Below are 20801 nucleotides of genomic sequence, written 5' to 3'. Positions count from 1 at the left end.
TATTCCCGGTCCTTTTTTCATTTGACCATCATCACAACCGGGACCACGTTTGATGCGCGCAAATCTCGTGTTCGCATCCTTTGACCAGCAGCTTGCCCCCCCGCAACGTCATCTGTGGCACGGCATCCACGTCGATCAACGGGACCCAGAACTCGCCCCCGCCATACTTGCCACCGCCTTCACTTGCCACGTCCCAGAACAGTTTCTTGCCAATATTCGGCGTCTGGACTTCCTTGCCGGACGCGTCGTAGGCCGAAAGGATCCGACCGCAGAACTTGTCCCCACACGCCGTAATTTTGATGTGCGAAATCAGGTTCTTGCGGTCAGGTTCAGTTTTCCAGACACCCACGATGGGATCGGCCGCCACAACGACCGGCAGACAAATCGCGATCACTATGGACGACAGTCTTGATTTCAGTCGGTTCATCATGGCAGGCACCCTTCTGGTTTGTTGCATCCTACCATGTTTCGCATCATGTTTGGGTCCTCAGGCTGCTTCGCCGTCAGATTGCTGCCGGTTCCACAGTTGCGCATACCGCCCCGACCGCGCCAGCAACTCGTCATGCGTGCCCTGTTCGATGATCTCGCCAGCTTCCAGAACCACGATCCGGTCCGCTTCGGCAATGGTGCTGAGGCGATGGGCGATGGTGATAACCGTACGCCCCTCTCCTGCGCGCGCCAGCGCATCCTTGATGTCCTGCTCGGTATCGGTGTCCAGGGCCGAGGTCGCCTCGTCCAGCAACAGGATCGGCGGGTTCTTGAGCAAGGTCCGCGCGATGCCCACACGTTGTTTTTCACCGCCGGAGAGTTTGAGCCCCCGTTCACCCACCATAGTGTCATAGCCGTCGGGCAGCGAGGTGATGAAGTCGTGGATCTGTGCGGCTCGGGCTGCGTCCTCGACCTCTTCCGGGGTGGCTCCATCGCGGCCATAGGCAATGTTGTACCGGATGCTGTCGTTGAACAATACCGTGTCCTGCGGCACGACTCCGATGGCCGCGTGCAAGCTGGTCTGTGTCACATCCCGCACATCCTGCCCGTCGATCTTCAACGCCCCTTTGGTCACATCGTAGAACCGGAACAGCAGCCGCCCGATGGTGGACTTGCCCGACCCTGTTGCCCCCACGATGGCCACGGTCTGCCCCGCCGGGACGGTCAATGAAACACCCTTGAGGATCTCCCTCTCCGGATCGTAGCCGAAATGCACATCGTCCAGAGTGACTTCGCCGCCATCTACCTTCAGGTTGGGTGCACAGGGCTTGTCGGTAACTTCGGCAGGCTGTTCGAGCAGATCGAACATCTGCCCCATATCGACCAACGATTGCCGGATTTCCCGATAGACCGTCCCCAGAAAATTCAGCGGTACGGTGATCTGGATCATGTAGGCGTTGACCATGACAAAGTCGCCTACGGTCAGGTTTCCGCTCTGAACCCCGATTGCAGCCAGAACCATCACTCCGATCAGACCACAGGTGATCAGGAATGACTGGCCAAAGTTCAGAAATGCCAGCGAATATGCCGTTTTCAGCGCCGCCCCGGCATAGGCTTTCATCGACACGTCATACCGTTCAGCTTCGCGCTCTTCGGCATTGAAATACTTGACGGTTTCGAAATTCAGCAGGCTGTCGATGGCGCGCTGATTGGCTTCGGTGTCCTGATCGTTCATCTCGCGCCGAAGCTTCACCCGCCATTCGGTCACGGCAAAGGTGAACCAGATATACAGACCGATTGTGACAGCGACGACCACCAGATACCAGACATCGAACAGCCACATCAGGATGATCGCCACCAGCAGCAGCTCCAGGATCAGCGGCCCGATCGAGAACAGCAGAAAGCGCAACAGGAACTCGACGCCTTTGACGCCCCGTTCGATGATGCGGCTCAGACCTCCGGTACGGCGGGACACATGGTAACGCATCGAAAGGTTGTGAATATGCCGAAAGGTCTCGAGCGCCAGCGCCCGCAGGGCCCTTTGCCCCACAGGCGCAAAGGCCGCGTCCCGCAGTTGTTGAAAACCCACGGTCAACATCCGCGCCACGCCATAGGCAACCGTCAGCCCGACTGCGCCCAGCGCCACCGGTGGCACGCCCTCACCTGCCAGCGCGTCAACCGCTCCCTTGTAAAGGATCGGCGTGTAGACCGCGATCAGCTTGGCCAGCACCAGCATGACCATGGCAATCACCACGCGGCGCTTTACCCATGGCTCATCCTGCGGCCAAAGATAGGGGGTCACTTTGCGGATCGTGCGCCAGCCCGAGCTTCGCTCGTCGCGCGGCACCATATCGTCCGAGGTCATAGCAGGTGTTCGTCTCATCACGTACCTTAACTGCGGTCAGAGATTGACCCCGGCCCTTTTGGGCCAGAGGCGATTATTGTTCAGGTATTGTGAAGACCTGCCCCGGATAGATCAGATCCGGATCGCGGATCAGGTCGCGATTGGCCTCGAACAGCCTTACATACAGGATCCCGTCGCCAAACCGGTCGCGCGAGATGGCCCACAGCGTGTCGCCCCGTTGAACAGTAACCGAACGAATTGCTGGTGCTTCCCCCTGCGCATTGGCCTGGCTGGCCGCCACGGCGGCATCCAACACTTCAACCGGTTCCCGCTTAAACGGCGTTTCAACCCGGCTGAGCACCGTCCCGTCCGTATTCACCGCATCCACGCGCAGGGTGTAGACACCCGGATCAATCCCCTCAAGATCGCTGCGCCAGGATCCATCCTCTTGCGGGTCGAGATCAGCGATCAGACGATTGTTCAGGTACAGTCGAACGGCTGCGCCGTCCTGCACACGTCCAGTCAACTGAACATTGCCGGTCTCAGAATATCCGATGGTATCCAGTGCGATCTGTTCGGGGGGCGTATCCCGCACGACAGGCGGCTGCACCAGTTCAACGCCTTCTTCGCCGGACCGCAGCACGGCAATCTGCTGATCCGGTTCGGGTGCCTCTGCCGGCAAATCGGCGGTTTGCGTTTCCTCGGCTTCAGGCACCGTGGTTTCGGTTCCGGTCACGTCAGTTTCCGCCGCTTGGACTTCGGTCGCCGTTTCGGGCTCAATGTCTGCATCGGCCGTCGCGATGGTGGCGTCTTCGGCATCGACCGGCCTGTCCGGATCGGATGCCGGCGATTCTTCAGATACAGGTGCTTCTTCGACCGGCTTTGGCAAAGCCGCAATCAGATAATCGTCGGACCGTGCGATCCGTTCGCCATCCTTGCTTTGCAGGACCAACCCCTGAGCCGCGTCGCTGAACGGGATCGAAACGAATTCGGCAAACTGGCCGCTGCCGTCCACGGTAAATGTGTGCAGGGGTTCTCCGTTCAGCAGCACCTCGATCCGGCTGCCGGGCTCGGCATCGCCGGACAACAACGTCGTGCCATCTGGTTGAACAAAAATCTGATCCAGCGCCGGAGGGGCCGCTGGCGCAGGCGCGGAATCTTCCGGCTCAGCAGCGGCAGTATCCGCGTCAGAGGCTTCGGCCGCTTCACGTGTGTCCTCGGCAGGCTCGGTCGTGGGCCCTTCATCCGCAGGAACTGCCTGTTCAGCCGTTTCCGGTTCCGAGACCTGCGTCTCCTGCTTTTCAGGTTCCGGGGCTACGGCGGATGCGGTTTCCTGCGGGGCGCTCGGCTCGGGCGCTTTGGTGAAGACGCCAGACAAATACAATCCACCCGCGCCCAATATCGCAACAAGACCCGCAATCACCCCCCAGATGAAATTGCCCGAGCTTCCGTTTCCCGATTTGGCGTCCATTATTTTCCTTTCATTCCGCCGGGCAAAAGCTTTGCGTTGAAAAGCTTTCCGACGGACAGTTGAGCCAATCTATCAATCCCGCTATCACGGGTCAAAACCCCTGACACAACCCCGGAGCCCCCCTTTGATGTCTCAGAAATCAATCTGTGTGTACTGCGGGTCACGCAATGGAGCCGAGAAGGCTTATTCTGAAACTGCACGGCAATTTGGCAGCCTGCTGGCGCAGGAAGGCTGGCGGCTCGTCTACGGAGCCGGAGATGTCGGTTTGATGGGTGAAGTGGCCCGTGCCGCACAGAATGCCGGTGGTGAAACTTTCGGTGTCATTCCGGTGCATCTGGTCAAGCGTGAGGTCGGGAAGACGGATCTGACCCATTTCGTGATCACCGAGACAATGCACGAGCGCAAGAAGGTCATGATCATGAACGCCGACGCCGTCGTTGTTCTGCCCGGCGGTCCGGGGTCGCTGGACGAGTTGTTCGAGGCGCTGACCTGGCGCCAGCTTGGGCTGCATGACAAACCCATCGTCGTGGTCAATGTGAATGGCTATTGGGACGCGTTGCACACATTGTTGGACCAGGTGATCGGGCAAGGCTTTGCCGACGCGTCTCTGGCGAATTTCATCACCTGGGTAGAAGACGCCGATACAGCCATGAGCGCCTTGCGAGACAAACTGACCTGAGGATGGAAAGCCGTGCGGGCGGTTGAGCCGCCCGCGCCGTATTGATCAGGCCAGTCTGGCCTTGGGTTGCAGACTGTGGCGTACCACCTGCTCGACCTTGTGCAAAGGATGATTGGTCAGGGTCTTGTTGACCTCGGCCACGACCTTTCCCAGCACCTCGCTGTGCAAACGACGCCGCAACAGACCCAGAACCTGTGGGCTTGCCACAAGAACCAGCCGGTCATAGGCCCCTTTCAGCCCCTTCCGATTCAACAGATTCGCCAGATCCTGCACGAACAGAGATTTTGCGTGTGCCTTCCACGTGGGTTCTTCAACTGCCGATTTCTGTTTCGGTCCGCCGTCGTTGCGACGACCTGCGCGGTCAGTCGGTTTCCCGGTCGGGCCGTCTTGTTCTTCAACAGCGACGACGACAAGGTTGGGATCGTCGGCATCGGTGATATTCTCCATCACCAGCGCTTTCTCTCCATCTGCAACAATAACCCAAGTTCCCTGTGTAAGTGCGACCATTGCGATCTCCTGTTAAGGTTGTTTTCTGGGTATCCCTCGACCTGCCGGACATGCGGGGTCGTTCACGCACCAGCAGTGCGCAGCCCGATCATTGTTTGAATTGACAAGCAGTTCTCTCCCTCTGCCTTACAGAGATGTGCATTGGAAAGCAGCAAACAAGATACCGTCATGCAGAAAGCGCACGTATCGGCGGGTTTTCACCGGTCGGTCATCAACCCTTTAGGCGGACATCTCGACAACGGTGATTTCGGGCGTCACGCCCAGTCGAACCGGCAGAATTGAACATCCGATACCGCCCGACACCACCAGATCACGTCCATCTTCGCGTACATGGCCATAGGCATAGCGATTGCCGAATTTCGACGGCACGACGGGCGACCAGCCGAACAGGCGCACCTGGCCACCATGTGTGTGCCCCGAAAGGGTCAAGGCCACCCGCTCGGGCACAGTGGGAAAAACATCGGGCTCATGCGCCATCATTACAACCGGAGCGTCATCGGTGATCTGCGCCAGAGTACCCGCCAGATCGTCCAATCCCTGTGGTTTGCCTTTGCGCCAGATCGCCAGCTGATCCTCAAGCCCGGCCAGCCAGATGCCCGGGGCCTCGAGTTTGATGGCAGCATTGGACAACACCGAAATGCCATTCTGTTCCAGGATCTTGGCATAGCGATTGGGCCCGGATCCGCGCCGCTGTGCCGTCCTGTCATCCCACCAGTCGTGATTGCCCAGCACGGCAAAGACACCATTCTTCGCCTCAAGCCCGGCAAGCACGGGTGCCAGGTCCCGCATCTTGACCGTGTCCGACACACCTTTGTGGCTTGCAAAGAAATCACCCAGCAGAAGGATCACGTCCGGAGCCAGCGCATTGGTTCGGCGGACCACCTGCTTTACGCGGTTCAGGCCGACATAGGGCTCGCCGACATGCAAATCGGACAGTACGGCGATTCTGAGCGGCGGCGCTGTCCAGTCGTCCCGCTGAATGCGCCATTTGCGCACGCGCAACCGCACTGCGGGTTCAATGACGAACCCGTAGGCGGCCGAAACAAGGCCTGCCAGCGTCACCGCCAGCAGGCCCTTTATGAACCGACGTCGGTTCAATACGTTACATCCGTGATGCGACGTTTTCCCAGTTCACCAGATTGTCGAGGAAGTTCGACAGGTAAGCCGGGCGCTTGTTGCGGAAATCGATGTAGTAGGAGTGCTCCCAAACATCGCAACCCAGCAGCGCGGTCTGACCAAAACAGAGCGGGTTAACACCGTTCTCGGTTTTGGTGACGGCCAGCGAGCCATCGGCGTTCTTGACCAGCCACGCCCAGCCCGAACCGAACTGACCGGCACCGGCGGCACTGAACTGCGACTTGAATTCATCTACTGAACCAAAGCTTTCTGTCAGAGCCTTTTCCAGCTCGCCCGGCATCTTGGACTCGCCCGGCCCCATCATCTCCCAGAACTGGTTGTGGTTCCACAACTGGCTGATGTTGTTGAAGATGCCGTTTTGTGCCACGGCGTTTGCGTCGTAAGTGCCGACGATGATCTCTTCCAGCGACTTGCCGTCCCACTCGGTGCCGGCGATCAGCTTGTTGCCGTTGTCGACATAGGCCTTGTGGTGCAGGTCGTGGTGATATTCCAACGTTTCCGCGGACATACCCTTGGCTGCCAGCGCGTCATGTGCATAAGGAAGATCAGGAAGTTCAAAAGCCATGTCGGCCCCCTGTTAAAATGTAAGTTGCGGTTCCCAAGGTTAAATGCTTTGGCAACCGCCGCAGGTCAAGGGCCGAGACAAGAAAACCCGGAGGCAGACGATGCTGACACAGGTGCGCAAGATGTTCTATCGCGCCCGCGGATATTATGCGGGCAATCTGAACGGCGAGCGCTTTCGTCTGGACCCGTATCATTCGAAGTTCTGGCGCAAGGCCACTTCGGGCGCGTGGGAACCTGAAACATTCGCAGTTCTTGACCGGTTCCTGTCCCCGCAAGGCGACTATCTGGATATCGGGGCGTGGATTGGCCCGACGGTCCTGTACGGCGCACGCAAGGCGCGGCATGTCTGGTGTTTTGAGCCTGACCCGACCGCGTTCCGGCACCTGGCATGGAACCTTGATCTGAACGGCATTCAGAACGTCTCGGCATTCGGGGTCGCCCTGTCAGATCGGTTTGCCGTGGCTCGCATGGCCTCTGTACGCGGTGAACCCGGGGATTCCACCAGTTCCCTTCTGCACGACGGGGCGCATGGGTCTGATGCGTTGACGATCGCCTGGGACCAGTTCGAAGCGGCGAACGATTTGTCGCGGGTGTCGCTGGTCAAGATGGACATCGAAGGGGCGGAATTCATTGTCGCACCCACTTTGTCCGCGTGGCTGAAGGAACACCGCCCCGCCCTTCTCCTGTCTCTTCACGCGCCTCTGCTGCCGGAAAACGAGAGGCACGAACGTGTCAGCGCTTTGATGGATGAGCTGGGGTTTTATTCGGGACTGTCGGACGACAAAGCGCACCCCCTGAAGGTTTCGGACTTGCTGACCAAAGACGGTCTGAGCCGTTTTCACACCGTTCTCTTGCAAGGGTAGAACGTCAGCCGATTTTTTCTTCGCTTACGCGAAGTCCTGCTTGCATCTGTGAGATGTATCGCTTTGAGTGCCTACATAAGAAATCACAGCCAACCGGATAAAATGAAAAGACTTTTCCTGATAGTCGCCGCCGCGGTGCTTGCACAAACCGCTGCCGCCGAAACAGTTACCTATCATTGCAAAATGACCAAGCAGGACGCCCATGGCTGGATCGCGCCAGAGTATGCTTTCCAGATTGACCCCGCCGCAACTTCGGCGATGGCCGCCACGTCGTACCAGGATTGGGCCAAGGCAAAATTCAAAAACCGCGGCGCCAAGGGGTATCGTATTATCTGGAACCTCGATCAAAAAATGGCTGCCGGCGGCAATGTCCGTGTTCGATATCAAGCGAACCTGAAACCATCCGACAACACAGTCGCCGTCCGCATGGCATTTGTTCAGGGAAATTTTGCGAACAAGCCTTTTGGGGTCGGGACCTGTTCGACAGTCAAGTAAGAAAAAGCCCCGGTGGAACCGGGGCTTTTTTGTTCAGTAGATCCCGACCTCACTGCCAGGTTGCGCCGCAACCTTGAGCAGTTTGAAGACGTAATCCGCTGCCGAACGGAAGCAGACCACGCGGAAGGTCTGTTCATCATCCATCCAGAAAGCACCAGCCACCTGCGCCAGACGCGTGCGGCGGATCTGGCCAGGCTGGAATGCATCCGCCGACAGATCGACAGGTGCGACCTTGCCCAGAACTTCGCGGGCGCTGGCACCAGAGACGCTGAAGACGGCGCGGGCATCCGAGACGTTGACCGCCAAAGCATGGGTGCCACTCAGGGCACCGACCATGTCGGCCAGTTTGGCTTCGACCTCGGCATAAGGCACCAGAACCAGCAACTCGTCGGTCGACATCCAAGCCACGCCGGTGTCGCCGGTCACAAGCGCCTCGCGCTGACCCGGCACTTTCTGGCCGGTCGCATCCTTGACGGCCTTGGCCAGCACCTTGTCGGACAGGTCGCCGCGCAGGGTGATCATGCCTTGCAGGCCGCATTCCTTGACCTGGGCGATGCCGTCATAGCTTGCGTGGTTCAATGCGCTGATGGGTTCAGACATTCTGCTTCTCCCCGTCCTTGTCATAAAAGATCGGGTCCACGATCTTGGCTTTGTAGGTTTTGCCGTCGGTGCCCGGGAACTCGACGATCTCGCCCATGCGGTCGGGGCCGTGTTTGATCAGCCCCATGGCGATGCCTTTGCCCAGATTGGCCGAGTAATATGTCGACGTCACACGGCCGATCATGTTGCGCTGACCGTTGGCATTGACGCCCTCGCCCACCGCATAAGCACCTTCCGGCAGAACCGATCCATCCACAGTCTCGAGACCAACCAGTTTCCAGCGCGCGGGATCCGCCATGTGGCTGCGGGAATGGGCGCGTTTGCCCAGATAATCCTCTTTCTTCTTGGACAGCGCCCAGTGCAGCCCCAGATCCTGCGGGATCACGGTGCCGTCGGTCTCGTCCCCGATCATGATAAAGCCCTTCTCGGCCCGCAGGATGTGCAGGCATTCGGTTCCGTACGGCATGACGCCGAACTCTTTGCCTGCCTCCATCAAGGCATCCCAGAACGCCTGACCCTGGCTGGCGGGAACGGCGATTTCATAAGACAGCTCGCCCGAGAACGAAATGCGGTAGGCCCGGCAATCGAAGCCTCCGATCTTGCCATCGCGCCATTCCATGAAGGGCAGCGCCTCTTTGCTGACATCCATGCCGCCCAGCTTTTCAAGCACCTTGCGGGCGTTGGGGCCGACCACGGCGACCTGCGCGTATTGCTCGGTCACGTTGGCGACATAGACTTTCCAGTCCCACCATTCGGTCTGAAGCCATTCTTCCATGTGACCATGGATACGCTCGGCCCCGCCGGTGGTGGTGTGGCACAGCCATGTGTCCTCGTCGATGCGGGCGACAACGCCGTCGTCGATCAGAAAGCCGTTTTCAGAACACATCAGGCCATAGCGACACTTGCCGACCTTCAGCGTCGACATCATGTTGGTGTACATCATGTCGAGGAACTTGCCGGCATCCGGGCCTTTGACGATCAGTTTGCCCAGCGTCGAGGCATCCAGCAGGCCGAGGTTCTCGCGGGTGTTCTTGACCTCGCGATTGACCGCGTCGTGCACGGATTCACCGGGGCGGACATAGGCATAGGCCCGGCGCCAGTGACCGACCGGCTCCCAATCGGCGCCGTTCCTGTCGTGCCAGTTGTGCATCGGTGTCTGACGGATCGGTTGGAATACATCGCCGCGTGCCTCACCGCCGATCGCGCCCATCGAGATGGGCGTATAAGGCGGGCGGAAGGTGGTTGTGCCAACCTTGGGGATTTCGGATTCCAGTGCATCAGCAAGGATCGCCAATCCGTTGATGTTGCTCAATTTACCCTGATCGGTCGCCATACCCAGAGTGGTATATCGCTTGGTGTGTTCGACACTTTCATACCCTTCGCGCGCGGCCAGCTGGACGTCTGAAACTTTGACGTCGTTCTGGAAATCCAGCCACGATTTCATGCGCAATTGAACTTCGGCATTTGCCGGCATGAGCCAGACCGCTTCCATCGGCGCCTCGACGGTTGTCTCACCTGCGGGCGCCTTGGTGTTCTTGGGCTTGAAGCCAGCCGCCTTGGCAGCCGCCTTGCCGGCGGCATGGGCGTCTGTCAGTACATCTTGCAACGCCAGAGGACCGTTGGACGCGCCAGCAGCAACAACGAACCCCTTGCCGTCGGCCCCCAGCGGCGGACGCTCGGGATCCGGCCGGAAATGCGCGTTCGCGTCGTCCCAGATCAACTTGCCTCCGCAATGGGACCACATGTGCACGACCGGAGACCAGCTGCCAGACATGGCGACCGCATCCGCCTCGACCTCTTCACGCGCGCCGCCGACACCTTCCTGATTGCAGATGGCAACCTTTTTGACGCGCTTGCCGCCTTTGACCTTGGCAATGGCCTTGCCCGGGTCGACGCGGATACCCAACTGGCGGGCTTCTTCCGCCAGAGGTCCAGCCGTTGCCCGTGCGTCAACAATACGCAAAACATCCACACCGGCCTGTTTCAGGATGATCGCGGTGCGGTAAGCGTCGTCATTGTTGGTGGCGACGATGACACGATCCCCCGGCGTCACCCCCCAGTTCACGACATAATCGCGCATGGCCGAAGCCAGCATCACACCCGGAACATCGTTGCCAGCAAAGGACAATGGTCTTTCAATTGCACCCGTTGCCGTTACAATTTGCTTGGCACGAATGCGCCACAAGCGATGGCGCGGGCCTTGCACGCCCGGCGTGTGGTCGGTCAGACGTTCGTATCCCAACACATAACCATGGTCATAAACACCCGCTCCCATGCAGCGCTTGCGCATGATGACGTTGTCCATTGTTTCGAGTTCGGAAACCAATTGCTCCACGAACTTATCCACAGGCTCACCATTGACGGTGCCGCCGTCAACCGGAGCGCGACCGCCCCAATGCGCGGTCTGCTCGATCAGCAGAACCTTGGCACCGGATTGTGCCGCCGCCTTGGCCGCCTGCAAACCAGCCACACCACCGCCGATCACCAGAACATCGGTAAAGGCGTAGAAGTGCTCATAAGTGTCGGCATCCCGGTTGTCCTTGTCGGGCGCCTTACCCAATCCCGCCGACTGCCGGATGAAAGGTTCGTAGACGTGTTTCCAGAAGGGTTTGGGGTGGATGAACGTCTTGTAGTAGAAGCCGGCCGGAAGGAACCGGGCAAAGGCCGTGTTGACCGCGCCGATATCATGTTCAAGGCTTGGCCAATGGTTCTGTGAGATTGCGGTCAAGCCGTTGAACACCTCGGTCGTGGTGGCGCGCTGGTTCGGTTCGAACCGGTTGCCCTGTCCCAGACCGACAAGCGCGTTCGGCTCTTCCGCGCCGCTGGCGACAACGCCGCGGGGTCGGTGGTATTTGAACGACCGGCCAACCATCATCTGGTCATTGGCCAGCAGGGCTGAGGCAAGCGTATCCCCCTCATATGCCTGCATCGAGGTTCCGTTGAAGGTGAATGATACCTTTTTCGACCGGTCAATCAGCCGGCCTTGTTTTGCGAGACGGGTGCTCATGTCGCTGACCTTTCGCATGTGGAGGCGTCAAAGCCTCCGGCGGGAGTATTTTTGAAAAGATGAAGCATCAGGAGAACTCTCTCCACGTCCAGCCGGGCCGTTTGGCAGTGATGGCATCCTTGATGTCCTGCGGCGGCTCGGTGACCTGCGCGGAATAGGTGCCGAACACTTCGAGTGTCTGCGTGCAGCGCGCGGCGTGGAACCACTTGCCGCAGCCATTGGCGTGGCGCCAGCGTTCAAAATGAACACCTTTCGGGTTTTCACGCATGAACAGATAGTCGTGGAATTCGTCATCGGACGAGCCCGGGCCGAAACGCTTCAGATGCGCTTCGCCGCCGGCAGCCAGTTCGGTTTCTTCGGCGTCTACGCCGCAATAGGGGCAATTCAGGATTAGCATGTTGTCATCCTTTTGGCGGTCGGTCGGCGCGGGGGCCGACCTGAATTCTGTTTTCTGGCACCTTCGGGAATCCCCCTAGTGCGCCACCCCGGCGGCGACGCTTTCGTCGATGAAGCGGCCTTCTTTGAAGCGGTCCATCGAGAAGGCTTCGGTCAGCGGTGAATGACCCGTCGCCATCAACTGTGCCATCCCCCAGCCCGAACCCGGAATCGCCTTGAAGCCACCGGTACCCCAGCCGCCATTGATAAAGCAGCCCTGTAGCGGTGTTTTCGACAGGATGGGCGAGCGGTCACCTGTCATGTCCACGATCCCACCCCACTGGCGCAGCATCTTCAGACGCGAGATCATCGGGAAGGTTTCGACCAGCGCCCGCACGGTTTCCTCGATATGATGGAACGACCCGCGCTGCGTGAAGTTGTTGAACCCATCGGTGCCGCCACCGATCACCATTTCGCCCTTGTCGGATTGTGACATATAGCCGTGCACGGTGTTGGCCATCACCACCACATCCATGCAGGGTTTGATCGGCTCGGATACCAGCGCCTGCAAGGCAACGGCCTCCAGCGGCAGGCGGAAGCCCGCCATTTCGGCCAACTGACCCGAATGGCCCGCGACGACGATGCCCAGCTTGTCACAATCGATGGCACCCTTGGTGGTGTCGACCCCGACGACGCGACCGTTATCCGAGCGTATACCGGTGACTTCGCATTGCTGGATGATGTCCATACCCATCGCCGAACAGGCACGCGCATAACCCCACGCCACCGCGTCGTGGCGCGCCGTGCCCCCGCGTTCCTGCCAAAGGCCGCCCAGAACCGGATACCGGGGGCCGTCCAGGTTGATGATAGGCACCAGTTGTTTGACGCGTTCGGGACCGATCCATTCCGTCTTTACACCTTGCAGCGCGTTGGCATGGGCCGTGCGCTGGTAGCCGCGGATCTCGTGCTGGGTCTGTGCCAGCATGATGACACCACGCGGGCTGAACATGATGTTGTAGTTCAGCTCCTGGCTCAGGTCCTCGTAAAGGCTGCGCGCTTTCTCGTAGATCGCGGCAGACGGGTCTTGCAGATAGTTCGAACGGATGATCGTCGTGTTGCGGCCGGTATTGCCGCCGCCCAGCCAGCCTTTTTCGATAACCGCGACATTCTGGATGCCATAGTTCTTGCCAAGGTAATACGCGGTCGCCAGACCATGACCGCCAGCACCAACGATGATGACGTCATAACGCTTCTTGGGTTCGGGTGAGCGCCAGGCACGCTCCCATCCGGTGTGATAGCGCAGAGCTTCCCGCGCCACAGCAAAGGCTGAATAGTGTTTCATGTGCGAATCCATCCGGTTCGGTGATTGGGCGCAGATATGCCGTGTGAGTGCATTTTAGCCCTGCCGTGCAACGCCGCAATATAGCACTATTGCGACATGTCGCTCATTCGCGGCCATTTGTCCCTTTTGTCGGACGCCTCACAGGTCTAAGTCAGGGCAGCATCCTCGGAGGGACCATGACGTTCTGGGTTCTGATTTTTCTTGTCGCGCTGCTGATCGCAGCTTTTCTCAGCTTTTCCCTGCTGCGCAAACGCCGTGGGGGTGAACCCGCGGCCGCATACGATCTGCGGGTTTATCGCGAACAGTTGGCCGGTGTGGATCGGGATCTGGCGCGCGGGGTCATTGGCGAGGCCGACGCTGAACGGGTGCGCACGGAAATTTCCCGTCGCATTCTGGCCGCAGATGACCAGATGAAGAAAGAGGGTGCCGGCGCCGGACCTTCTCGTACCGTTTCAGCGTTGTCGATCCTGGCCATCTCGCTGCTTCTGATCGGTGGCGCATTGGCGATGTATCATCGCACCGGGGCCGTCGGATTGCCCGATATGCCGCTGACCGCACGGTTGGAACTGGCCAAGGAAGTGCGCGCCAACCGGCCATCCCAAAGCGCCGCGGAAGAGCTGGCGACCTCGCCCCAACCTGCGCAGTTGGACGAAAGCTATGCGAACCTGCTGAAGCAGTTGCGTGAAACGGTTGCGAACCGGCCAGACGATTTGCAGGGTCAGATGCTGCTGGCGCAGCACGAGACGAATGCGGGCAACTTCAAGGATGGGTACACCGCGCAGCAAAGGGTGATCGAACTGTCCGGCGACAGTGCCACGGCTGATACCTATGCGGACCTGGCAGAAATGATGATTCTGGCCGCAGGTGGATATGTCTCACCCGAAGCGGAACAGGCGCTGATCGAAGCGCTGAACCGTGACCCCCGTCACGGCCCGGCGCGCTATTATTGGGGGCAGATGCTGGCCCAGATCGGGCGGCCGGACCTTGCCTATCGCATGTGGGTCGAAACGTTGCGGGAATCCCCGGCAGGTGCGCCTTGGGCCGAAGCAATTCGGGCTCAGATCGACGAACTGGCCTTTCGGGCCGGTGTATTCAATGCACCGGATCTGAGCACGGCACCTGGCCCCAGTCAGGAAGACATGGCCGCCGCCGCAGAGCTGAGCCCCGAAGAACGGCAGCAGATGATTCAGGGCATGGTGGACCAGTTGTCTGACCGTCTGGCGACAGAAGGCGGGTCCCCCGAGGAATGGGCCCGCCTGATCGCCGCCTTGGGCGTTCTGGGCCAGGGCCAGCGTGCCATCGATATTCGCGATGAGGCCATGGAAGTGTTTGCCGGCAACTCAGAGGCGTTGCAGATCATCGATGCGGCGGCCCTTCAGGCCGGGATCGCTCAATGATCCATGACGCTATCGAAGATTTTGCAGCAGCGCTGCAACCTATGAGTGCCCTGATGGGGCTGGACCTAGGGGAAAAGACAATCGGAGTCGCAGTGTCCGACCGGATGCGCGGCGTCGCCAGCCCGCTGGAAACCGTGCGGCGCAAGAAATTCACGCTCGATTCCGCGCGCCTGATCGAAATTGTAACCGATCGCGAGATCGGGGGCATCTTGCTGGGCCTGCCAAAGAACATGGATGGCAGCGAAGGGCCAAGATGCCAGTCAACGCGGGCATTTGCGCGCAATTTGTCCCGCCTGACCGATTTGCCCATCGGATTTTGGGACGAACGGCTCAGCACGGTTGCGGCAGAAAAAGCACTGCTTGAGGCGGATACGACACGAAAACGTCGCGGACAGGTTATTGATCACGTTGCGGCCAGCTATATCTTGCAAGGGGCGCTGGACAGGCTGCGCTTTTTGCAACGGGTCGGAGACCAGTGATGACGAATATGGTTTGGAAAAGGAATGAGGTCGAAAGCCCTTGTGTCCAGATCTGTGTCGTTCACCCGACTGAGCGTATCTGTACCGGCTGCTATCGCACGATTGATGAAATCACCCGCTGGTCCAAGATGGACAGCCGCGAACGCGCCGAAATCATGGAAAACCTGCCAACCAGAAAGCCGCGCCTTAGCAAACGTCGTGGCGGGCGTGCAGCGCGGCTGAACGGTTCCTGAATTCAACCGGTCTGCATCGGGGCAAATCCCTGTGTTCTCAAGAATTGTCGCGGGCAGGTCCGTTCGGCTCGTGCCCGCGCAGCTCTGACTCGAACAGAGAAGCGATTTCGGATCTGCTTGTTTTTGCAGTCCCGAGTTTGTCGGTTGCATGTTGGACATGCTTCGTGCTGGTCTTGTCCGCCTTGAATGCCGGCGTCTTGCGTGCAGCAAATCTTTCCATCAACAACTTAAATGTCATCGCAAACTTCCCGCTTCCAATAACTGTGCCGCCGCGGGCCGAGGTCGAGCTCCAAGAGGGGCCAGCTCATGAACGCATCTGTTCAACGTGAGTGGAGGCCCGCAGCGACACGGCGTAGGTAAGGGCATTTCCGGTCAGATTTAGGGGGAAAACACGCGGTTTTTGGTCCGTGTTGACCTTAAGGTCAGATATTCCACGGAAAAACCCACCAGTTCCCTTACGTCACAATTCTTGACCGGCACGGTATCAAGACCGGTTTCAAAACATGTGGAGGGTTTCGTTCCGCGAAACAAGCCAATCAGATTAGGTCAATTCACGCTCAAAGGTGCTTTGTTCTGACCAGAGAACAAAGCACGCAAGCCGTTCGTTGGCAGCAAGATCACAAGATGCAGGTTGGGGCGCAGAGCAGGTCCTTACCCGGCGGCCAACCAGGTTTTGGCGTTTTCGATTTCCTCGGACGGAAAGAACTGAGTCCGCGTGCCCAAGACATGACTGGCGACACGTTGTGCCATGTGCTGCCAGCTTTTGTCCCCGACGATGGCCGCGCGATCCAGTTGCCCGATATGGCGGCTGGCCAGACGAAAATGTGCCGCAAGAGCGGACAACCCCTGCCAGCCATCAAATTCCCGCAGGTCGATCAGCAACCGAAACCCGGATCGATCGTGCAACAAAGCGTCCAGGTCGCGCTCGGCCTGCTTGTATTCCTCCGGGTCCAGTTTTCCCAAAAGGCTGATCTGCACGCATGGGCCCTCAAGATCGGTCACGTGAATGGACCCCAGCGACTCGCGCATCCAGCGGCGCGCGGCCTCAAGCTCGGCCAATTCAAAGACCTGAACCGGGCACGGCAGGATCGGGGCCGCCAGTCGGATGCTGGTTTGCACCCAGCCCTGATCGGCAACAACCGCGATCCGGTCGAACCCCCGCCAGTGGCTGAGCCCCAGCTTGGTGTCGGACCAGGCCGCACCCAAATCATACCCCTTGAACTCCGGCTGCACGATAGCCAGCAGCCGAACGGAATCGTGTTCGGTGAGCGCCGCTTCGATCGCAGGAACCAAGATGTCCGCGTAGTCGGCGCTGGTGACCTGCCCCGACAACTCGACTTCAATCAACGCACCATCAGAATTCGTATGGACCGTAATCATCGGTCAAAACCTCCAAAGCCAAACAATGACAGGAGGTTAAGAGGATTCGATCCATTCCGCCACACCCCCGGCGCATTCCGGGCGGAAATAGGCGATCATCCGTCCATCCGGCCCAGCGTTTGCCGTGTCTGCCCAAGGGGCAACCCCGTGCAGGCAATGGCGGTGCAACACGTAAGCCTCGCCCGGTTTTGCAGGCAGTTCGATTCGCGGGCAGGTTTCGAAAACCTCGCGACGGGCGGATTGGTAGATATCCGTTATATCGATTTCATGCAGACGTTCTTGTGGCTTCCCCGCAAGGGCGCGCCTGAACGCCGCGCCCAGGATATGATGGCTGCCCTCCCACAACACCATGGGCGAGGCATCCGGGCTGGCCTCGGTCAGCGGTATGCCCAAAATCCAGGCATGCGGTTCATCGACCCGGCGGCGGCGATCCGGCCCCATTGGGCGCAAGCCATCCACATGGGCCGCGTCCCGATTTCTGCGATACCGCGCGGCGGCTTCGTTTTCCCCCCGACGCGGGCGTGGATATCCCGGATGCATGACCGAGACTTGGCCTTTGTGAAGCGGCAACTGCCCATAACGCCCAGCAATGAATGACATGGCGGTTCCTGCCAAAGGCCCCGAACGGCCAACCCTGCCCTGCGCGTCATTGGGCAACGCGTCAACACCGATGAACCACGTCCCGTCACAATCCAGCCAGTCAGCATGGGCCGGGTCCGTTACCGAGGCCCGTGCGGCAGGCAGCGCATGGCCCACCCAGGCCGCAAGCACTGGATCATAGGGGAATTTCACCCACCCCCTGACGTCAAAATCCTTCACAAACCCACCGCCTTGCGCAGCATATTGAGCGCCACCAGCGTAAGGAACACGGCGAACACGCGCTTCAAGGGTTTCGGATCCATCGCATGGGCCAGCTTCACCCCCCAGGGCGCGGTGATCATCGTCATTGCCACGACGATACCGAAGGCCACCAGATTGACCGCCCCAATGGTCAGCGGAGGCCGGTGTTCCGGTGCGATATCCAGAAACAAAAAACCGATGACCGAGGGGACGGCGATGATCACACCAAATCCGGCCGCGGTTGCCACGGCACGGTGGATCGGCGTGTTGTAGAGGCTCATCAGCGGCACACCAAAACTGCCGCCGCCTATTCCCATCAGAACCGAAAGAAACCCGACCGCAGGAGACAGGATGGCCCGCTTCAACCCACCGGGCATGACATCACCCAGCCGCCATTCCGAACGCCCCAGCCCCAGATAGGCCCCGATCACCATTCCCAATATGCCGAACAGTGCCTGCAAGGCCTCGGTGCGCAGGGCCGAGGCAACCAGAACCCCGATGATCGCACCGACGACGATCCCCGGCCCCCAACCGCGCAGGATATCCCAATCCACCGCACCCTTCTTGTTGTGCGCAAGAACGGATCGGACCGACGTCACGATGATCGTGGCCAGCGACGTGGCCAGACACAGTTGCATCAACTGCGGACCGCCGTAGCCAAGAGTTTGAAACGCATAGAAAAAGGCGGGCACCAAGACGATTCCACCGCCGACCCCCAGCAATCCGGCAAGTACGCCGGCCAGCGCTCCGATCACAAGCAAAAGGCCCAGCATCTGGGCCAGCAACATCGTCTCGGGCATCGTTCCCCCTGCCGCTTAAACTTCTGCCATGGGCGCCACTTGATCCAGCGCCCGCAGCATCACCTCGGGTCCGGCCCCATCCTGCACGGCCCCTTCCGACAAGGCGCGCCGCCATGCGCGGGCTCCGGGACGACCCGCGAAAAGGCCCAACATATGACGCGTGATCTGGTGCAAACGCCCGCCATTGGCAAGATGCCGCTCCACATAAGGCACCATGTGTTGAACGATCGCGAACGGATCACGCGTTTTTCCGGTACCAAAGATGCGTCGGTCAGCATCCGACAGGACATCGCCCGGCTGATGGTACGCGGCCCGACCGATCATCACGCCATCAAGACCGGCTTCCAGATGAGCGGCTGCCTCGTCCAGCGTGTTGATGCCGCCATTGATCGATATGTGAAGATCCGAAAACTCATCCTTCATCCGATGCACAAGGTCATAGTCCAAAGGCGGGATATCCCGGTTTTCCTTGGGGCTCAGCCCCTGCAACCACGCCTTGCGGGCATGGATCGTCACCCTTTGGCACCCTGCCGCGCTGATGTGCCCAAGAAATGCGGGCAATACATCTTGGGGCTCCTGGTCATCGACCCCGATGCGGCATTTAACGGTGACATCCACGTTCACCGCTTCGCGCATGGCAGTCACGCAGTCGGCAACGCGGGCTGGGTCTTTCATCAAAACCGCGCCGAAAGTGCCGGATTGAACACGATCCGACGGGCAGCCGCAGTTCAGATTGATCTCATCATACCCGGCCTCAGCCCCCAAACGCGCGGCCTGTGCCAGTTCTTCCGGGTCAGAGCCGCCGAGTTGCAAAGCAACCGGGTGTTCTTCAGAAGAATGATCCAAAAGATGCACCGCCCCGCCCCGCACCAGCGCCGGCGCTGTCACCATCTCGGTATACAGCAACGTTTCCGCGCTGAGCAGCCGATGAAAATAGCGACAGTGGCGATCTGTCCAATCCATCATGGGTGCCACGCTTAAACGCGCAGCCTGTGTTGCCTTGCCTGTCACAGCAACGCCTCCGTCCTGCTATGTTTCGAAATCCGATGGCCTGTCAGTGGTCTTGCCCACCCGAATCAAGTCAAAAAGCCCTAACACATCCCTCTGACGGCGTCCCGACGGCGACCCTCGGGATTCAGCTGTTTCCGATCAGACACCATATCGGCTCATCACCATCTGGACACTGCTTTCGATCGTTTCCGTCATCTCGGCTTCGTCAAGCGCCCCACCCGTAAACAGCAGCGGCCAGAAGGCACGCGCCTTGATCAGGCCAATGAATTCACGCCCGGCCCGTTCCGGGTCATCGATCCGAAGCTGCCCATCCTCTGCCGCATCCTTGAGCATGGCAATGAACGTCGCCGTCTTGTCCAGCTTGCCCTGAGCTTCCGCCGCAAGCGTCGGGTTGCGCAAGGTTTCGCTGATCACCATCCGGGCCATCGCAATAACATCGGGCCGCATCAGAATACGTCCCTCGGCCCAGGCCAGTTCGGTCAGTTGCGTACGAATATCGCGACCTTTTTCATACCGGATTTCCAGCACTTCAGCAAAGCGACTGGACAATTCGACCACGATGGAGCGGAACAGGTTTTCTTTACTTTCAAAGTACTTGTACAACGTACGCTTGGACACTTCGGCCCGTGCTGAAATGCGGTCCATACTGGCCGCCGCAAAGCCCTTTTCCTGGAACTCTGCCACGGCAGCTTCGATGATCTGTGCGCGCTTGGACGCATTATGTGCGCTGCATTCGTTCATGTCAGAGCTATAGACCTGTTGACGCGCCTTGGTCAAACACTAGGTAAACGCAGAAGTTTACAGAGGCAAAATTATATGCCATGAGTAAACCCGCGAGTTTACCAATTGCGGAAACCAGCACCAACAGGAGACCCCCTCATCATGGCTCTTACATTGAACCTGAACGGCAAGACCCACGAGGTTGATGCCGAACCCGGAACGCCTCTTCTGTGGGTGATCCGAGACGAACTGAAACTGACCGGCACGAAATTCGGCTGTGGCGTTGCATCCTGCGGGGCCTGCACCGTGCATCTGAACGGTGAACCCGTCCGTTCGTGCCAGACTTTCATTGAAGACGTCGACGGCGCCGAAGTCACGACCATCGAAGCTGTCGGTGACGACAGGATCGGCGCTGCCATACAACAGGCCTGGGTCGAGCTGGATGTCGTCCAGTGCGGCTACTGCCAGTCGGGTCAGGTGATGTCGGCTGTCGGGCTGCTGTCCGAGAACCCGAAACCGTCGGCTCAGGAGATTGACGAGTACATGTCCGGCAATGCCTGCCGCTGCGCCACCTATCAACGCATCCGCGCCGGTATCCAGCGCGCGTCTGAAATTCTGGAGGCCTGATC

The 20801-nt window shown here is 59.4% G+C and carries 22 protein-coding genes; 7 read left to right on the top strand and 15 right to left on the bottom strand.

Annotated features, from left to right (window positions below; genetic code table 11):
* Positions 1-31: 31 nt before the first annotated feature.
* The 3 genes from ACR0DJ_RS04575 to ACR0DJ_RS04565 all read right to left on the bottom strand — a co-directional run bounded on the left by ACR0DJ_RS04575 (position 32) and on the right by ACR0DJ_RS04565 (position 3743).
* Entirely contained in the window at positions 32-430 is a 399-nt protein-coding gene (locus tag ACR0DJ_RS04575; protein ID WP_480684025.1) for a DUF2147 domain-containing protein, read from the bottom strand.
* 57 nt (positions 431-487) lie between these two features.
* Complete coding sequence (locus tag ACR0DJ_RS04570; protein WP_170343874.1) at positions 488-2293, bottom strand: ABCB family ABC transporter ATP-binding protein/permease; 1806 nt, start codon at positions 2291-2293, stop codon at positions 488-490.
* Between the two features lie 73 nt (positions 2294-2366).
* Complete coding sequence (locus tag ACR0DJ_RS04565; RefSeq protein WP_480684024.1) at positions 2367-3743, bottom strand: LysM peptidoglycan-binding domain-containing protein; 1377 nt, start codon at positions 3741-3743, stop codon at positions 2367-2369.
* 127 nt (positions 3744-3870) lie between these two features.
* Between ACR0DJ_RS04565 and ACR0DJ_RS04560 the strand changes: the two genes are divergently transcribed.
* The gene (locus tag ACR0DJ_RS04560) at positions 3871-4422 is read left to right on the top strand and encodes an LOG family protein (protein ID WP_480684023.1); all 552 of its coding nucleotides are present in this window, start codon (positions 3871-3873) and stop codon (positions 4420-4422) included.
* 45 nt (positions 4423-4467) lie between these two features.
* Here ACR0DJ_RS04560 and ACR0DJ_RS04555 read toward each other — a convergent pair whose 3' ends face one another.
* The 3 genes from ACR0DJ_RS04555 to ACR0DJ_RS04545 all read right to left on the bottom strand — a co-directional run bounded on the left by ACR0DJ_RS04555 (position 4468) and on the right by ACR0DJ_RS04545 (position 6631).
* Entirely contained in the window at positions 4468-4929 is a 462-nt protein-coding gene (locus ACR0DJ_RS04555) for a host attachment family protein (protein WP_170343871.1), read from the bottom strand.
* Positions 4930-5148: 219 nt separating this feature from the next.
* A complete protein-coding gene (locus ACR0DJ_RS04550) occupies positions 5149-6027 on the bottom strand; it encodes a metallophosphoesterase (RefSeq protein ID WP_480684021.1) in 879 nt (292 codons plus the stop codon).
* Between the two features lie 4 nt (positions 6028-6031).
* On the bottom strand, positions 6032-6631 hold the full coding sequence (locus tag ACR0DJ_RS04545; RefSeq protein WP_171228054.1) for a superoxide dismutase: 600 nt from the start codon (positions 6629-6631) through the stop codon (positions 6032-6034).
* Positions 6632-6731: 100 nt separating this feature from the next.
* Between ACR0DJ_RS04545 and ACR0DJ_RS04540 the strand changes: the two genes are divergently transcribed.
* Both ACR0DJ_RS04540 and ACR0DJ_RS04535 read left to right on the top strand, forming a co-directional pair.
* Positions 6732-7493, top strand: coding sequence for an FkbM family methyltransferase (locus ACR0DJ_RS04540; RefSeq protein WP_480684020.1), 762 nt, complete (start codon positions 6732-6734; stop codon positions 7491-7493).
* A gap of 102 nt (positions 7494-7595) precedes the next feature.
* Entirely contained in the window at positions 7596-7988 is a 393-nt protein-coding gene (locus tag ACR0DJ_RS04535) for a hypothetical protein (RefSeq protein WP_480686227.1), read from the top strand.
* Positions 7989-8021: 33 nt separating this feature from the next.
* On the opposite strand, the gene ACR0DJ_RS04530 is transcribed toward ACR0DJ_RS04535, so the two are convergent.
* From ACR0DJ_RS04530 to ACR0DJ_RS04515, 4 genes are all read right to left on the bottom strand, one after another.
* A complete protein-coding gene (locus tag ACR0DJ_RS04530; RefSeq protein ID WP_480684019.1) occupies positions 8022-8588 on the bottom strand; it encodes a sarcosine oxidase subunit gamma in 567 nt (188 codons plus the stop codon).
* The gene (locus tag ACR0DJ_RS04525) at positions 8581-11595 is read right to left on the bottom strand and encodes a sarcosine oxidase subunit alpha family protein (RefSeq protein WP_480684018.1); all 3015 of its coding nucleotides are present in this window, start codon (positions 11593-11595) and stop codon (positions 8581-8583) included. Before ACR0DJ_RS04525 ends, ACR0DJ_RS04530 begins: the two co-directional genes overlap by 8 nt.
* A gap of 67 nt (positions 11596-11662) precedes the next feature.
* A complete protein-coding gene (locus ACR0DJ_RS04520) occupies positions 11663-11992 on the bottom strand; it encodes a sarcosine oxidase subunit delta (RefSeq protein ID WP_152458389.1) in 330 nt (109 codons plus the stop codon).
* A 75-nt stretch (positions 11993-12067) separates the two neighbouring features.
* The gene (locus ACR0DJ_RS04515; protein WP_170343863.1) at positions 12068-13312 is read right to left on the bottom strand and encodes a sarcosine oxidase subunit beta family protein; all 1245 of its coding nucleotides are present in this window, start codon (positions 13310-13312) and stop codon (positions 12068-12070) included.
* A gap of 176 nt (positions 13313-13488) precedes the next feature.
* On the opposite strand from ACR0DJ_RS04515, the gene ccmI reads away from it, so the two are divergent.
* The 3 genes from ccmI to ACR0DJ_RS04500 are packed head-to-tail and all read left to right on the top strand — an operon-like array spanning position 13489 to position 15421.
* Complete coding sequence (ccmI, locus tag ACR0DJ_RS04510) at positions 13489-14709, top strand: c-type cytochrome biogenesis protein CcmI (protein ID WP_480684017.1); 1221 nt, start codon at positions 13489-13491, stop codon at positions 14707-14709.
* Positions 14706-15188: a Holliday junction resolvase RuvX gene (ruvX, locus tag ACR0DJ_RS04505; RefSeq protein WP_170343861.1), complete on the top strand. Its 483-nt coding sequence runs from the start codon at positions 14706-14708 to the stop codon at positions 15186-15188. The genes ccmI and ruvX overlap by 4 nt, the downstream gene beginning before the upstream one ends.
* Positions 15188-15421, top strand: coding sequence for a DUF1289 domain-containing protein (locus ACR0DJ_RS04500; protein ID WP_171327948.1), 234 nt, complete (start codon positions 15188-15190; stop codon positions 15419-15421). The genes ruvX and ACR0DJ_RS04500 overlap by 1 nt, the downstream gene beginning before the upstream one ends.
* A 651-nt stretch (positions 15422-16072) precedes the next feature.
* On the opposite strand, the gene ACR0DJ_RS04495 is transcribed toward ACR0DJ_RS04500, so the two are convergent.
* The 5 genes from ACR0DJ_RS04495 to ACR0DJ_RS04475 all read right to left on the bottom strand — a co-directional run bounded on the left by ACR0DJ_RS04495 (position 16073) and on the right by ACR0DJ_RS04475 (position 20193).
* The gene (locus tag ACR0DJ_RS04495) at positions 16073-16801 is read right to left on the bottom strand and encodes a SpoIIAA family protein (RefSeq protein WP_170343859.1); all 729 of its coding nucleotides are present in this window, start codon (positions 16799-16801) and stop codon (positions 16073-16075) included.
* A 36-nt stretch (positions 16802-16837) separates the two neighbouring features.
* Complete coding sequence (locus ACR0DJ_RS04490) at positions 16838-17620, bottom strand: hypothetical protein (protein ID WP_257598986.1); 783 nt, start codon at positions 17618-17620, stop codon at positions 16838-16840.
* Positions 17617-18441: a sulfite exporter TauE/SafE family protein gene (locus ACR0DJ_RS04485; RefSeq protein WP_257598987.1), complete on the bottom strand. Its 825-nt coding sequence runs from the start codon at positions 18439-18441 to the stop codon at positions 17617-17619. The genes ACR0DJ_RS04490 and ACR0DJ_RS04485 overlap by 4 nt, the downstream gene beginning before the upstream one ends.
* Positions 18442-18456: 15 nt before the next feature.
* The gene (gene dusA / locus ACR0DJ_RS04480; protein ID WP_425078494.1) at positions 18457-19452 is read right to left on the bottom strand and encodes a tRNA dihydrouridine(20/20a) synthase DusA; all 996 of its coding nucleotides are present in this window, start codon (positions 19450-19452) and stop codon (positions 18457-18459) included.
* A gap of 138 nt (positions 19453-19590) precedes the next feature.
* Positions 19591-20193 (bottom strand): TetR/AcrR family transcriptional regulator, encoded by a 603-nt coding sequence (locus ACR0DJ_RS04475; RefSeq protein WP_480684015.1) that lies wholly within the window; start codon positions 20191-20193, stop codon positions 19591-19593.
* A 141-nt stretch (positions 20194-20334) separates the two neighbouring features.
* On the opposite strand from ACR0DJ_RS04475, the gene ACR0DJ_RS04470 reads away from it, so the two are divergent.
* Positions 20335-20799: a (2Fe-2S)-binding protein gene (locus ACR0DJ_RS04470; protein ID WP_480684014.1), complete on the top strand. Its 465-nt coding sequence runs from the start codon at positions 20335-20337 to the stop codon at positions 20797-20799.
* Positions 20800-20801 lie beyond the last annotated feature (2 nt).

It is taken from the genome of Ruegeria sp. BF10, assembly GCF_056538725.1.
Note: the sequence above shows the minus strand (reverse complement) of the source record. Positions and strands in the feature narration are given on the sequence as shown.

Bases quoted from the DNA above. Each gene is read 5' to 3' on its own strand.
- ACR0DJ_RS04560 (WP_480684023.1), top strand. From the start codon at position 3,871: ATGTCTCAGAAATCAATCTGTGTGTACTGCGGGTCACGCAATGGAGCC.
- ACR0DJ_RS04500 (WP_171327948.1), top strand. From the start codon at position 15,188: ATGACGAATATGGTTTGGAAAAGGAATGAGGTCGAAAGCCCTTGTGTC.
- ACR0DJ_RS04520 (WP_152458389.1), bottom strand. From the start codon at position 11,992: ATGCTAATCCTGAATTGCCCCTATTGCGGCGTAGACGCCGAAGAAACC.
- ACR0DJ_RS04475 (WP_480684015.1), bottom strand. From the start codon at position 20,193: ATGAACGAATGCAGCGCACATAATGCGTCCAAGCGCGCACAGATCATC.
- ACR0DJ_RS04535 (WP_480686227.1), top strand. From the start codon at position 7,596: ATGAAAAGACTTTTCCTGATAGTCGCCGCCGCGGTGCTTGCACAAACC.
- ACR0DJ_RS04470 (WP_480684014.1), top strand. From the start codon at position 20,335: ATGGCTCTTACATTGAACCTGAACGGCAAGACCCACGAGGTTGATGCC.
- ACR0DJ_RS04545 (WP_171228054.1), bottom strand. From the start codon at position 6,631: ATGGCTTTTGAACTTCCTGATCTTCCTTATGCACATGACGCGCTGGCA.
- ACR0DJ_RS04515 (WP_170343863.1), bottom strand. From the start codon at position 13,312: ATGAAACACTATTCAGCCTTTGCTGTGGCGCGGGAAGCTCTGCGCTAT.
- ACR0DJ_RS04565 (WP_480684024.1), bottom strand. From the start codon at position 3,743: ATGGACGCCAAATCGGGAAACGGAAGCTCGGGCAATTTCATCTGGGGG.
- ACR0DJ_RS04530 (WP_480684019.1), bottom strand. From the start codon at position 8,588: ATGTCTGAACCCATCAGCGCATTGAACCACGCAAGCTATGACGGCATC.
- ACR0DJ_RS04575 (WP_480684025.1), bottom strand. From the start codon at position 430: ATGATGAACCGACTGAAATCAAGACTGTCGTCCATAGTGATCGCGATT.
- ACR0DJ_RS04555 (WP_170343871.1), bottom strand. From the start codon at position 4,929: ATGGTCGCACTTACACAGGGAACTTGGGTTATTGTTGCAGATGGAGAG.
- ACR0DJ_RS04540 (WP_480684020.1), top strand. From the start codon at position 6,732: ATGCTGACACAGGTGCGCAAGATGTTCTATCGCGCCCGCGGATATTAT.
- ACR0DJ_RS04485 (WP_257598987.1), bottom strand. From the start codon at position 18,441: ATGCCCGAGACGATGTTGCTGGCCCAGATGCTGGGCCTTTTGCTTGTG.
- ACR0DJ_RS04495 (WP_170343859.1), bottom strand. From the start codon at position 16,801: ATGATTACGGTCCATACGAATTCTGATGGTGCGTTGATTGAAGTCGAG.
- ACR0DJ_RS04525 (WP_480684018.1), bottom strand. From the start codon at position 11,595: ATGAGCACCCGTCTCGCAAAACAAGGCCGGCTGATTGACCGGTCGAAA.
- ruvX (WP_170343861.1), top strand. From the start codon at position 14,706: ATGATCCATGACGCTATCGAAGATTTTGCAGCAGCGCTGCAACCTATG.
- ccmI (WP_480684017.1), top strand. From the start codon at position 13,489: ATGACGTTCTGGGTTCTGATTTTTCTTGTCGCGCTGCTGATCGCAGCT.
- ACR0DJ_RS04570 (WP_170343874.1), bottom strand. From the start codon at position 2,293: ATGACCTCGGACGATATGGTGCCGCGCGACGAGCGAAGCTCGGGCTGG.